9 protein-coding genes are annotated in these 13830 nt (G+C 41.6%); all 9 read right to left on the bottom strand.

Annotated elements, in window-relative coordinates:
- Window positions 1-85: 85 nt before the first annotated feature.
- Window positions 86-1108 carry a spore photoproduct lyase family protein gene (locus FBB35_RS04555; protein WP_174713522.1) on the bottom strand — a complete coding sequence of 341 codons (1023 nt, stop codon included), beginning with the start codon at window positions 1106-1108 and terminating at the stop codon, window positions 86-88.
- Window positions 1109-1211: 103 nt separating this feature from the next.
- Entirely contained in the window at window positions 1212-1568 is a 357-nt protein-coding gene (locus FBB35_RS04550) for a hypothetical protein (protein ID WP_174708655.1), read from the bottom strand.
- Window positions 1569-2087: 519 nt separating this feature from the next.
- Complete coding sequence (locus tag FBB35_RS04545; protein ID WP_174708654.1) at window positions 2088-5246, bottom strand: RNaseH domain-containing protein; 3159 nt, start codon at window positions 5244-5246, stop codon at window positions 2088-2090.
- A gap of 2 nt (window positions 5247-5248) precedes the next feature.
- Window positions 5249-8656 (bottom strand): hypothetical protein, encoded by a 3408-nt coding sequence (locus tag FBB35_RS04540; protein WP_174708653.1) that lies wholly within the window; start codon window positions 8654-8656, stop codon window positions 5249-5251.
- Complete coding sequence (locus FBB35_RS04535; RefSeq protein WP_174708652.1) at window positions 8640-10157, bottom strand: hypothetical protein; 1518 nt, start codon at window positions 10155-10157, stop codon at window positions 8640-8642. The genes FBB35_RS04540 and FBB35_RS04535 overlap by 17 nt, the downstream gene beginning before the upstream one ends.
- Window positions 10158-10303: 146 nt before the next feature.
- Window positions 10304-11509 (bottom strand): bifunctional phosphopantothenoylcysteine decarboxylase/phosphopantothenate--cysteine ligase CoaBC, encoded by a 1206-nt coding sequence (coaBC, locus tag FBB35_RS04530; protein ID WP_174708651.1) that lies wholly within the window; start codon window positions 11507-11509, stop codon window positions 10304-10306.
- A 111-nt stretch (window positions 11510-11620) separates the two neighbouring features.
- On the bottom strand, window positions 11621-11833 hold the full coding sequence (locus FBB35_RS04525; RefSeq protein WP_012412287.1) for a DUF2555 domain-containing protein: 213 nt from the start codon (window positions 11831-11833) through the stop codon (window positions 11621-11623).
- Between the two features lie 154 nt (window positions 11834-11987).
- The gene (locus tag FBB35_RS04520) at window positions 11988-12593 is read right to left on the bottom strand and encodes an alpha/beta hydrolase (protein WP_174713521.1); all 606 of its coding nucleotides are present in this window, start codon (window positions 12591-12593) and stop codon (window positions 11988-11990) included.
- A gap of 319 nt (window positions 12594-12912) precedes the next feature.
- A complete protein-coding gene (locus FBB35_RS04515; RefSeq protein ID WP_174708650.1) occupies window positions 12913-13713 on the bottom strand; it encodes an RMD1 family protein in 801 nt (266 codons plus the stop codon).
- Window positions 13714-13830 lie beyond the last annotated feature (117 nt).

Genomic DNA, 13830 nt, shown 5'->3' with positions numbered 1-13830 from the left:
TCAATAATTACAGCCTCTTAGGACTTACGCAAAACTACACATGGTAGGGGCAATTTAATTCGCTACGAATTCATGAAATGCTGTACTAAGTCCAATAAAGAATTTCAGCATTTGGAAAGCGCCTACTAATTTCACTCTCAAAAAAGCTACGCAACGCCTTCATTGTGTCCTTATCGTAAACGTATTTCGTCCCACCAAACTTATTACGCTTGACACTGCGTTTTGCCTCATCCATCTCTAATTTGGATTGCGGATACCAAGTTTGTAACACTTCTTTTGACCCAGGTGTGAAACGATGCGAGATTAACTCAAAGGTAAGATTACAGTCAAAATCCAGTGCCTCGTTTATCTGGTCAAACAAATGACTATAGTGCGTCTGCCAATCATCTATCGGCATAATTGGCGCAATAACCAAACCTACTGGATAACCGCCACCGCCATGCTCTTGTGGTGACGCCAACCGTCGCAATGCATTCAGTCTGGATGCTACGGATGCCGTGCCACCTTCAAACTTACCAGAAATCGGTGTAGCATTAACGCTCATCCGGCAGCGGGTATTTCCATTGTGTGGTAAATCGAGTAATCCATCCACAGCATCAAACTTAGATACCCAACGTAGATGTGCATTGGTACGAGTGCCAAAGTAACTGATACATTCAGCAAGACTTCCAGTCAAATGCTCAATACCCAATGGGTCTGTGTAACAGCTAACTTCAAAACTTGTGGTTTTCCCCTGTTGTTCGTAGTTAGCTAAGTTCTCTAATATCTGCGGTAAGTTGGCAAAAGCGCGGATCACAGGTGGCCCCGACAAGCTACCCGCTAGGTAGCAGTATTGACAGTGAGCCGGACAACCTTCGGCAAGGTGAAACTGCCAATCCGCAGAGGGTGGGATGGGACTCAGCTTAAAAGAACTGGGTGGTGCAGTAACCACCGCTAAGGTACGCTTGGCAATATTATAAGTATCATGCTCAGACTCACCGCGTAGACCCTTCAGGCGGTTCTGTGATAGTTCTTCTATTGGTAAGTTGAGTGACTGCACACGTTTAAGAATCTGCTGCCCCCAATCCTCATCTAGGGCAGCAGGTGTAAACAGTACCCGTTCAGGTATCCACAACCTTGGCGATTTTGTTTGTGTCTCTGATACTGAAACTTGGTCTGTAATGGTATTCAGCAATATCTTTCTCCGTTATTTAGTTTGCTGATTTTTGCAATTAATTTTCCAGTACTTGCTTAATTCGTCGCTCTAACAAATCCAGATCCAAACTGCCTTCATCACGGTTAATTCGGCGCACAGTCGAATTAACATTACCTAAATTAACCAATAAATCTTGAAGAATTTCCTGCTGCTGACGTGCTTGGGTAACTTCGCGTGGTTCCTGTACTAAATCACGCACGATGGTATCTTCAGCGCGAGAGGCGATAATTGGATCGTTTTGCCCTTGAACGTGAACAAAGGTTCGTCGCCCTGGGCCTCGCTCCTCTTCTATTGGTATAACTGCTGTCACTTGGTCAGAACGCACATATTTGCCAAATCCCAAATGAACTAGTTCTGATGAGAGTATTTTCATACAATTGAAGCGTTATTTTTATCTCTTACTTATATTGTAAAATCTAGAAAAGTGACTTGAAGCTATATACCATACGGGTTATACCCAATTCAAGGTAGTAGTTTCCTTTCCCAATTGCTGCTTAATATCTCTATGTCAATCACACTATTTTTGCCAGCTTTTGGGCTTGTTTTGGGGTTTCACTAAGCTCAATAAACTCAAGTTTTAGGTTGCAGTCCTAACCTTGGCTTGTTAAGTACAGCATTTCATTAAATTCGTAGCGAATTAAATTTGGCAATCCCTTGTAATGCTAATACCAATTCGATTAATGATTGCAACACATCTTTGGGTAAAGACGCGATTCATCGCGTCTCTACAAATGGTCTATTTGTCGCATTCTTTTTTCAAATTGGTATAATCGACCGCATTGTTAATGCGTGCCTTTGCAATGCCAATGCGTCGGGATGCATTCTAACAGTCATCTTTGTGCGAGTTTGATTGTAAATAAACTAGTAGCCTCTTTCTACACTGGCTGCATATTTAATCTTGCTCTGATTCAATGTCCTCATCTGCGATCGCAAAATCACTAATATAGTCACGTACAACACGCTCAAAAAATAGGGGAGCAGGCAAACCTGTCCAATCGCTATAGTGACCAAAGCCATAACGCAATGATTCCACAAGGGCAGCTAGATCATCAGGATTATCTTCTGGCTGACGTAAGGTAACGACAATCTCAAGGGGGTTGGGAGTAGGCCAGCGACCCGCAAATGGAGGTTTTTTAGAGAGTTGACTTATCTTTAACCCAGTTTGTTTTACTAGAGTATCGGTTGAGCGATAGCAACTTTGCCCACGAGCTTTTCTTTGTGGTAATTCACGCGCCACAGATAGATAAGCCACGCATCCAGTTTGGTTAGTCGCGCTGAGTCGGAATAAGCCAGTCGCACTAGATGCTGAAGGAATTTTCAGCGTAGGCGGCAGTTTATTTAGTTCCTCTTTAGTTCTAGTATCTTCTACAGAAGTCTCTATTAAATGTCTGGTTTTTTTCTCAATAATGCCAGGAGCAAGTTCTTGGCGAATGCGAATTAAACGTGCGCCTTGCCATTCTTCTTGCATATGTTGATGCTGCTGACCAAAGTTAATTTGATTAGCATTAATCTCAACATCTTTAAGCCAAGACCATAGTTGGACACAGTTGGAAGAATCAATTAACACTAAGGGTTGCGCTTTTTCTTCCACAGAATTGGAAACAAGCTGTTTCACAAATTTCATGAATCGAGTCTTGCGTACCTCTTCTTTATCAGCCAGTTTGATGGGAGTAAGTTCAGCAATAAAAGCTCGCGCATCAGAAAAACTAGCCCACGGACTGATTACTAAATTACCTCTCTCATAAGCACAGCAAAACTCACATTTACCTGTATCCACATTGATGCGGATTGCTATTGGTAAAAATGTACTTTCAATTTTGCCACGAACACGACCCTTTTGTTTACGGACGATTGTAATTACAATAATTTCTTTTGGACTAGCTTCTAGTGGAATATTTTGCAGGTACTTATCAACTTTTTCTTTGATATCATCAATACGACCAGAATGAGCAAAGATTAAATCTTTTAATGCTGACTGCATCCGATGGAAAAAGTCTGCGAGTTTCAGACGATTTGTTTTTCGTGTCTTTTCAATAGGTAGTAGAAACTGCACACCAGCACCAGCCATTGCTAATGCTTTGCGAGTAGAGGGTTTATTAACCTTATCATCAGGTTTAGCAGTTTTTTGTCCAGTAGGATCTGGGTAAAACTTCCGCGCCATGATTACGCAGAAAGTTGGCTGGTTGAGCTTTTCAATCTGTTTTGCAGTAGATTCCCATTTCTTAATTCGCTCACGCGATCGCTCTTTGGCTTTCAACTCATTTCCTGATAAAATCTCTCTTGGCCCGTGAGTATTTTCTGGCAAGCGATTAATTTCTATTTGAAGTGTATCGCCCCACAAAAGTTGAGTAACCTTCTGCAATAGTTCTGCTTCTGTTTGTAAATGAGCTTCATAAAAGATAAATAATAAGGGTCGTTCATTAGGATACAATCGCTGCATCGCTGTTTGGTTTGCCTGAATAATGCCTTGAAGTTCATCAGTTTGATTCTTTGTGCGTCCTTTGAATTGAAGAGCTTTTCTTCCCCAATCAATCTCTTCTAAACGAATGCCAAAATATTTACTTAGCAAATCATCAATTTGTTTATCGTTGAGTTGATCAAGATATTTCGGGGTAAATTCCAAGTTGGTATTTGTTTCAAGAGCTTCCAAAACACCACCAAGCAGTGTAGGAAGATTAATCATCCGCGATGCTGTATCATCTGGTTTATGCCTAGATGGTACTTCTGTGTAACCATCGAATATTTCGATTCCTAATGGTTTAAGAATTTTAGCGATCGCTTCAAACGCATCTAATTTATCAATTTCTGGTACACCTGTTTCAATACCGTATTTTTCTGAAGTTTCTTCGTCGTCTTCTGAATTATCTTGAAGTCCATTACGGTAAGTAAGAAGTACCTCACAGCTATCAGTGGAAGCTAAACCTAGAGCGATTTGTTGACCATCACAAGATGACCCCAAATTCAACTCTCTCCGCAAAATTTCAAAATCTTTATCTGTTTTCCAAATCAATTTTATCTCCTCTTGCTTTTTATTTTTACCTTTTTTGTTACTTTTGTCTTGTTCGCATTTTACTTGGTAGCTAAATGCACGATCTGTATGCTCTTGAGAAAATATGAAACCACTAATATTTCTGCGGTCGTATTTGGGGGCTTTTAATTGAGTAAACCAGCGACGTTTGGAAACTTTAACTTGTAATAAAGGTTGATGTAAAGATGGATAAGTAATGACTTCTAAACTTACTAGAAAACTGAACTTACCTTTTTTGTCAGGTAAGGTAATCGGATCAGTAATCAGTTCTGCAATACCAGAGGTAAATGTACCATTGCTGAAAATAACACGTTTCATCGGTCCTAAACCTGGAAAAATAACTTGTCCAGCAATTTGACGAGCCACGTAATCTGCTAGCATTCGATAGTCATATTTATCTTTAGGTTGAGTTGTATCCGTCTGTTTATTCCAACCCCAAGGTAATACTTGAGATTTGAAAGGAGAAACTTTTATTAACTCTCCCCTTTCTTGCAAATCTTCTAAGCGGTCAATAATCTTTATTGATATATCCTCCTTTTCAGCAAATGGTTTGAGAGAATTTGTGAACCAATCATTAATAATTGGGCGAAGCACTTTATTTATTTCTTCTTCATCGCCACCAGTAAGGTAAACAAAAGGTTCTAGCATACGATCGCCTTTAGCATAATTCAAGGCATATTTGCTAAGACCTACCTCTGGTTCAATTCGTGTTGCATCTTGTAATACTACTTGTAGGAAATTTCGCAATGAGCCATAAGGAAGATTTTTGACATTAGCTCCTTGTTGAATCTCGTCAAGACATTGCAAACCTGCTTTTGTCCACGTAAGATTAAAACCTTCTACTATGATTGGAGCAAGATTATCTGGTACGGTGAAAGCTAAAGGAAATTCTTTAATTAATTTAATTGCACCTTGCTGAATGTAAAACTTATCCGAAACTAAACTGTCTTCAGTTTCTTCGTCTTCCTCTTCTGACAATAAATCTTCTTCCAATTCAATTTCATCATCAAAATTATTAATCATTTTTACATATCCAATAGTGTTGAAAACTCATCAAAACCTTCATCTTCATCCGTAGATTCTTCTAACGAATTTAGTTCATCGGGATAAATTACTCCTTGAATGTGCTGTAAAGGTTTTAGAAATGTGCCATAAAGTTCTTGATAAATTTCTCGAATTACGGGGTCTTCATGATTGACACATTCTTCTAAAATGATTCGCATTTGCACCAGCATACTGTCTCGCCCAGAGTCGGGTTGACCTTCAGCTGATTTTTTAGCCCAAGCTGCATCCACAAAGTAAACTGATACTGGGCATCCATTCCGCATCCCGCGCCCAATTGTTTGCAAAATCGCAACCATTTGATTAGCTGTAAACGATTTGAATAGTTCAGGACCTAAACGGCTGGCCATTAAGGGTTCACGTAACAATCTATTGGCAGTTCGCCACAAGTCTTTCCTTGATTGCTGCCAAGAAGTTGCGATCGCATTTAAATCTTCTGTTTCACCAAAAACTCGACTATCAAATTCTTGTGTTGCCCGTCCTGCCAAGCTATACAAAAGCTGCATATCATCCTTGGTAGGATGAGGACGAGTCAGGAAGTAAATCGAGCCAATTGCCGCATCTAGCTTTCTTTCGCCTTTGGTGAAAACGATGTTCACACCTCGACCAATTGCCAACATGGGAAAAATTAAAATATCACAGTTTTCATCGTCTCCTAATGCCTCACACTGAGCAGAGGTAACAAAATCTGTCGGTTGTTCTCCATCTCTGAGGGATTGAACAATTGCTTTTGTATGTCTACCAACTTCAGGATGATAGTCATTGATATATTTCTTGATAGAACGAGCCTGTTCATAACTATTGACAACTAAAGCGGCTTTGCGACGAATACCAGACTTAACATCAAATCTATCCATAGACTTGTAAATTTCAGGTTTACTTCCTCCTACAAGAGCATTCACCATTCGCAGAAGATTACGCTTTTGAAGGTCGCCAGCACCGCTATATTTGAGGGGTTCATCACCACGTTCACTATCTGGAAACCATTTGAAACGATAAACGCTCTGCTCTGCTTTATTTTCTGACTGACGCGGTTTTAGTAAATAATGCGGGCCAGCGTTAATGTGGTAGGCGGGACTAGCTTCTAAAAATGAAGTTGCCGAGGTAATTAAAACGGCTGGGCTTGGATGTCCATCATCTGCCTCTAACAACCGATGAAAACGGTGCATTAACATTCGGGGCGCACCAACAAATGTAATATAGGACAATTGCACATTTCTGGCGGCGGTACGTGTTGTTTGTGCTTTGGAAAAACTGTATCGCACTCCAGAAAATGAACCTAAAATGCTTTCTGGAACGAATTTTCGGAGTTCTGGTGATGCAGTTGATTCCACAATTGGTTCACGAATGAAACCTTCTGCAACCATCGTTCTAGTTCCTGGTACAATTCGCTGGTAGCCCACAATTACGAAAGTAACAGTTATAAGTAATTTAGCTAAATCTTCTGCTTCTATTGTTGATAAATGATCTGGAAAACAGAGCTTGAGAAATAATTCAGCAATTTCTTCAACGATCGCATCACGTCGCTTAATCAGATTTTCAGCCAGGTAACGGCGAAAATGGCTAATGAGAGTTTTCCATTGTTTTTCAAGGGTTTCACGGTTATAGCCTAAAATCCGAGGCCACAAATCTGCTTTAAAGTCTTGAGGGTTCTCAACACCTGTGCGATCATAAAAGGCGTTATATGCTGCCGCTTCCCAAAATTCAGTCAGCGCTCGACTTTTGCTAAAGCCTAGTTTGGCTTCTTGTTCATCAAGGTCATTCTGCTGAGAGGATTTCTTTAAAGTATTCAATAGTTCGCTAACAATCCGTAATACAGTTAGCAATTGATTTTCGTAGCGTTCTCCCACCCGCGACTTAGACATATTCTGAAGGGTGGTAATTAAGGAAGTATTATAGCTACCAAATTCTGCCGAGTCACGGCTGTAGAGTTCTACATCTCGATCGAATAATCGATGGCTCTCGCTGCCAGCAAAGCGGTTATGGATTTGTTCTAAAATTACCCGATGAATGGATCGCTCTGAGCCTGAAATACTTAAGGTTGCTGCCCCATAACCATCTAACACTGTCTGCACCATATCACCTTCGTCGCAAACAACTACATCGAAGGTACGAGCAATTAATTCAAAATATCGTACTTGTTCCTGAATCGCATGAGGTGATATTTGAGTATCGAGCGATCGCACATGACCAACCCAAATATTAGCATCCAACAAATCTCGCGGTGCTTTGTTTCGACCGCACATTGTCCATAAAGGACACAGGCATTTCTTCATCTTTCCCTGTTTCCCTCCGCCTTGCAATATCTCGTTGCAAGGAGCATAACCAAACCCCCACAGGGACATATCAGCAGTTGAAAAGGCTGGTAAGACGCAGTTCATCCCAAAAACTTCTGCCTGTTCTAAGGTGTAAGCAAAGCCACCATTACCTCGTGTTGCGATCGCTTCAGCAATATTGTCTGCATGACGACGGCGAGTTTCATCACTTTGACCGACAAGCATTCCCACCTTAACTTGATGAAATGCCAGTTCAGCCATGTACTGTCTAGCAACTTCAATCGAGGGAAACACAAACATGGCTTTATAGTCATTTAGTCCCAACCAGATAGCTATCAACACGAGAATGGTTGTTTTACCTGACCCTGGTAAACCAATTAAATGCTTGATGTCTTCTAATTCCAACACATCATTTTCTTTCCGCAGACCTTTTCCAGCTTCCGATATCATGAGGTCAAAGCGTTCAAAACGATCTGCCCAGTTACCACGTCGTCGCTCAGTATCTTGCTTTTCACGCTCGTCCATCTCAATAGCCAGATCGCGCAGTTCACTTAAGGGAATGCGAATTTTTCCTCTTGGTTGGCGGTTGAGAGAATGTGTACGACGTGCAGTAATCGGGGCATTTATACGAGGAATGTCTAACTTCACGGCGGTTGACTCTTCACCTAACGCAACCGCCATCGCCTGACGAGGATCGGCAAATGTAAAACCATACGAATCGTATGACAAAGGGGCACTTAAAATTTGACGCGCTTGTGTAATTTGAGAATCTTCTAAAGGATCTGTTCTTTTGAAGTGCAGTGTTTCGGTATCAATCTCATACGCTCCTTTAGTGTGGTTGCAGTAATGATGATTGTTATAGAGAGCAATTGCGTGTTGAACTGACTGCCGTGTAACAAAAGTCAGGGACATCTGCCGCATATTGAAAATAGCTTGACGGGCTTTCTCTAATACAGCTGCATTTAAAATGCTGGCCATGCCTGACATAATTACTGGCGCGTACTCCAGTGAATTAGTATCAATAAATTCCTCCATTAAGACGCAAAGCCAGCAAATTCGGTCTACACCTTTCCAAAAATCAGGTTTGGTTCGCATAAGGCATCTTCTTTAAAAAATCAATTACAGAGGAAACCGACATAATTTCTAAACTAGCGGGATCGCCCTTTTTATCTAGTGTTGAAATGAGGGTAGAAATGTAGCTTGGGTTATCCTCGATTAAGCGATCGCTCACAGCAAGAATGCGGCGGCGATAGTGAATCAGCCCGCCAATACTACGATTGAGACGCAAAGCCAAAGTCACTGGACTTGTGTAAGATTTGGCATCAATTCCAATTGCTCGTTCGTTAATTGCCACATCGCATAAATCCGACTCCGGGTAAAGTTCAGCATTGAGCTTATTTTGTCTAGCTGTATCAAAAATGGCTAATTCGTCAATTGCTGGGCCTGTCCAGTAGGTAAGAATTCGTGGCTCGGCAATTAGTAAAATGTCTTTGGGATCTAGTTTTTCAGATACTTTTGGTGAGTTGTGGCCAATGCACTGGCGAATTGGACACCGCCCTTGTGAAAAAAGTTTTTTGTTGGGATGCGATCGCATCAGTGTGCCACAGTGGGCGCAGCGATGTGCTAGTCCGTCAACTAGCCAGATATCTGGCACTAAGTTGAAGAAATTTTCAACGATCATTCGCTGTAAAGGGGTCAAGTCATTTTCAACCAAGTAGTCTAATAGCTGCCGTTCTCCTATCAGAGAGTACCTGCCAAATAACTGTCGTAGCGCGGTGTAAGCTTTGTGTTGACGACGACCACCCAATCGTTCAGTTGCTTCGCATAACTGAGTATATAAGCGATGCTCAATCACATTGTCTTCACCAAAAGCCCCGCTCAGATTGGCAATCTCTGCACAGTCTGAGGTGGGTACTCGTAAATCTGGATCAATTAAGGTAACGCTAGAAAACCGAAAGTCTGATTGGTTAAAAACCCCTAACTGCCAACGATCGCAACCAAGAGGGTATCGAGCATTATCTAAAACAGTATGCACACAGGCAGCGCGATCGCTTAATCCTTCTTCAATATATAGACGACCCAATTTGCACATTGCTTGATAGAGTTCTGGTGGCAGCGTACTATCTTCTTGGCGCATAATCTCTCGACCTGGGAGAACCCGATCGTATTGGCGAAGAATTCCCTGAGCAAGTAACATCACAGCATCTTCAGCCAGATCCCTCGCTGGGCGGTGTCCTGTAGGTAAAGGCAAAGAAGTTGCTGAAATTGCAGGTAGCCATGTTGGATCTTGACCTTGAGTCTCTGCAATAATTTGCCTCTCTAAAGTATCTTCACCAAAGGATGGCAAAACTTGAGCGATCGCCGCAAGTGTCCAACCTTTCTTTAATAAGAGAGCAGTTGCCAAACCCTCCAAAACCTGACGAAAGCCAAATTCTTGTCCTTTGGGTTGTGATAAAAGTTGTTTTGCTCTCCACGACCGAACGGTACGCAGCGCAGGTGATTCTATAGACAGTTCAAGCTGTTCAATCTGGCGTTTTAGCTCCTTTGTCAGAGCCTCCGCAGTTCCCTGCCACTGACGCACGTCCTCAAAGTACATAAGTGTAATCGAATATTTTTACATCAATTGTTGTTTACGCTAAATGATGTAACTCAAAATGTCAATACACTAACAAAACGCAAAAAGAAATTTTTGTGTCTTGGCACGGTGCTGAGGATTGGAGAACTAAGGATTAGATAACTTAGTCAAAATAGAACAAAATCAAATAAATGATGGGCCATTTCTAATTTAGAACAAAGTGCGATCGCTAGCTGATTTCCCTGACTATCTAAAAATATTGCTTGATTATTATCGCTCCCAAAACCACTATCAGGTTGATCGATGGGATTGGCAACAATAGCATCTAGTTTTTTACTCTGTAACTTTTCTAATGCAGGCTTGACAATATCACCAGTTTGTGCAGCAAAGCCAATTAATATCTGATGCGGTTGTTTAAGTTGTGCTAATTGGGCGACTATATCCGGTACTGGTTCTAGGGGTAAGGCTTGGGGGAGCGATCGCTTGGGCAATTTTTCTGTACTATAATCTTTTGGCTTCACATCTGCCACGGCTGCTGACATGACAATTACATCAGCGTTGGGTAAATATTCCAGCATGGCGTGCTGCATTTGCTCGGCACTAACAACGGGAATCGCTTGTACTCCCAATGGTGCATCCCAATTAGCTGGGCCATGTACCAAAGTGACGTTTGCTCCTCGGTGAAATGCGGCTTGTGCTAAAGCTAATCCCATTTTACCTGTGGAAGGATTACCAATAAACCTTACTGGGTCAAGAAACTCTCGCGTTCCCCCAGCACTAATTAACACTCGTTTACCTACTAAATCTCGTTTACCTTGAGTGTGTAATAACGATTGGATGTGAGCCAAAATTTCTGGAGGTTCTGCTAATCTACCAGCACCGATGCGATCGCACGCTAATAAACCCGATGCTGTATTCATTCCATGATATCGGCGATCGACTAATAGCTGTTGCCAATTTCGTTGCACCGATAGCTGTTCCCACATATCCGTATTCATTGCGGGTGCTAACAGTATGGGACAAGTAGAAGCCAGCACGGTATTTGTAAGTAAATTATCAGCCATGCCGAATGCTAGCTTGGCTAATGTATTAGCCGTCAAGGGGGCAATTACCATAACATCTGCCCATTCACCCAACTCAATATGCAAGGGACGAGAGTGAGTTGGTTTCCAGAAATCATCATCTGTGTAGGCGGGATGACGAGATAGGGTGGCTAAAGTCAGAGGCGTGATAAATTCTTGCGCCGAACGGGTGAGGATAACTCGGACTTCGACCCCAGTTTTAAACAGTGTTGAAACCAATTCACAAATTTTGTAGGCGGCGATACCGCCACCTACACCTATTAGAACCCTGTTCAATTTTGGATTAGTCATGGTAAAAAGTTAGGAGTAAGTAGTAATTTAGGAGCAAGTAGTTACGAATATTAATTGCCAACTCCTAACTCCTGTACAGACGCGATTCATTGCGTCTCTCCTAACTCTCAACTACGCTTCATCGTAAGGTTCCAAGTCTAAGAGGTAGATATAGGGTTCAACTAACTCTGGACGCTGAAATGCGATCGCTCGTAATAGATGCCAATCATTTAAACCATCAAAAGCATTACTGTAATTATCCAGATCCAGACGTGTAGCCAGTTCTTCTACTTCTGCTGCAGTTATGGCAGCAATTTCTTTCCTGGAAATGCTTAGAGTTGTCATAATGCTCGCCCCTCCCTTATGCAGCACTCGCTTTCAGCATGGGTTAAGTTGCGCTGAACGCAGCCACCCTATATATATTACTCATTAGAAGGCATGGATTTCGTGAAAATTTTCAGCATTTATACCAGAATTTATAAAAAATTCGTAATTCTGACTAGCTAATTGTATTTACAACAAAATTCCGCAGCACCTTTAACGTTTGTGGATTTATTTCATGCCCCATGTCAAATTCATGGTATTCTGCCGCCACTCCAAGAGATTTTAAAGTGTCTCGTGCCTTTAAAGCAGCTTGCAGTGGAACAACTTCATCATATTTACCGTGACTGATTAAAGTCGGCGGAATATCTCTTTGATCTGCCGTTAGTGCATCGGGATGTAAATACCCGCTCATCACAACTAAGCCTGCTAGTGGCAATTTTGAGCCTACATCTAAAGTCATTGCTCCGCCTTGAGAAAATCCACTTAAAATAGTGCGTGACAAAGGTATGCCAGTGGTACTTTCTAAAGATTGCAAAAAATCTATTAGCAGTTTCCGACTTTCTATCAATCCTTCATACATATTTTCCACCCGCAGGTCATACCATGCCCTCCCTATAGGGGAATAGGGATAAGGATAAGGTGCATTGGGTAATATAAACTGGTAATCAGGTAAATTGAGCAAGGGTAGCAAAGATGCAACATCCTCAGCATTAGCTCCCCAACCATGCAAAGTCACAATTAACCCTGTGGCGGGTTGAGAAGTTTCGGGGGGAACGGTAATAAGTTGTAAAGACAGAGGTTTACTCCTAAAATTCTACTTTTATAATAGATCCTATCTCTTCAAGCAGACTTAGTATTTAGGGGCATTTGTTGCTTACCCAAAGAATAGCTATATGTCATGGTGCGAGTAGGAAAAATTTAAATTTTTTGTTTACGAGTACATATTAGTGGAAGTGGATGTAAATCAGAAATTTCACTAAAAGTTAATTTACCTTACACAAAAACCAATTTTTAATATTTTAGCGCCTATTGATGAATCTGAATCCCCAAAAACCCTTCGCAGTAAGCATTTTTGATTTACAAATAACTCTAATTTAACCTTAGCCTTTGAAAATGATGTCGTACAGTGACAGCAGAATTTCTACCACAATTAAAATCACCACATACCACTCTACTCGTTGGCTACTGCTATGCTGCATGAACTCTAAGACTGTTTGTGCAGTTTGGGTAATTAGCTCTAGTTTGCGTTCCAAAGCATTGTGACGCTCACGAATTTCGTATTCATCCTCTAAGCGCAGATATAAGTTTTCTAGCTGTGGGGATTCCCAGAGCAATTCTGGCTTATCGATGATCTCAACTCGACCCACAATTTTATGTTGAACTAACAGCGCAGTCCCAAGTTGACGTAGTAATTCCCGACTTTGCCGTCTTTCCCTGTGTTCACGCTGGAGACTAGCTGCAAACGGTTCAATTTGATCGAATACAGTCGCTAGGCTAGTTTCATAATGAGACAGCACAACACTTTTAGCGAGGATGTCAGCCACTATCTGCAAACGTTCTACACTAAATTCATGCAGTAAAATTTTTCCTTCCTTAACTCTCTCACTCTCTATAATGTTGAGATGAATTTCCACCTCTTCTGTCTCCGGTTCGGCAAAAGAGCCACTAATTTGAGAGGATAGTTTAGTCAAAAAGGCTACCTTTTCTCCAGGCTCAAGGTTAAACAGGACAACTGCGCCATAGTCTAGCAGTACCGCACAGCCCTGTTCACCGACTGTAACCATTAATGGCATAGTCGCCAAGGAAACGTAATTCTCCAATGTCTGTAAGTTAATATCCTTACCAAGGAATAGGGCCTGCGCTCTAAATCTATCTGTATCGTTAAAAAGGAGTTTTTGCATTGTCGCCCTGTTTGCTTTTCTGTCTGCTGATCTTGGAGGTTAGCGATCGCAATTAATGCCTATTATCGGAGATCGCTATAATCTCAGCTTACCAATAAAGCTATCTAGGACTGCCGA

This window comes from Nostoc sp. TCL240-02, assembly GCF_013343235.1.
Classification (GTDB): domain Bacteria; phylum Cyanobacteriota; class Cyanobacteriia; order Cyanobacteriales; family Nostocaceae; genus Nostoc.
Note: the sequence above shows the minus strand (reverse complement) of the source record. Positions and strands in the feature narration are given on the sequence as shown.

Coding starts and splice junctions, on each gene's coding strand:
- FBB35_RS04550 (WP_174708655.1), bottom strand. CDS start 1,568: ATGAAAATACTCTCATCAGAACTAGTTCATTTGGGATTTGGCAAATAT.
- FBB35_RS04545 (WP_174708654.1), bottom strand. CDS start 5,246: ATGATTAATAATTTTGATGATGAAATTGAATTGGAAGAAGATTTATTG.
- FBB35_RS04540 (WP_174708653.1), bottom strand. CDS start 8,656: ATGCGAACCAAACCTGATTTTTGGAAAGGTGTAGACCGAATTTGCTGG.
- FBB35_RS04535 (WP_174708652.1), bottom strand. CDS start 10,157: ATGTACTTTGAGGACGTGCGTCAGTGGCAGGGAACTGCGGAGGCTCTG.
- coaBC (WP_174708651.1), bottom strand. CDS start 11,509: ATGACTAATCCAAAATTGAACAGGGTTCTAATAGGTGTAGGTGGCGGT.
- FBB35_RS04525 (WP_012412287.1), bottom strand. CDS start 11,833: ATGACAACTCTAAGCATTTCCAGGAAAGAAATTGCTGCCATAACTGCA.
- FBB35_RS04515 (WP_174708650.1), bottom strand. CDS start 13,713: ATGCAAAAACTCCTTTTTAACGATACAGATAGATTTAGAGCGCAGGCC.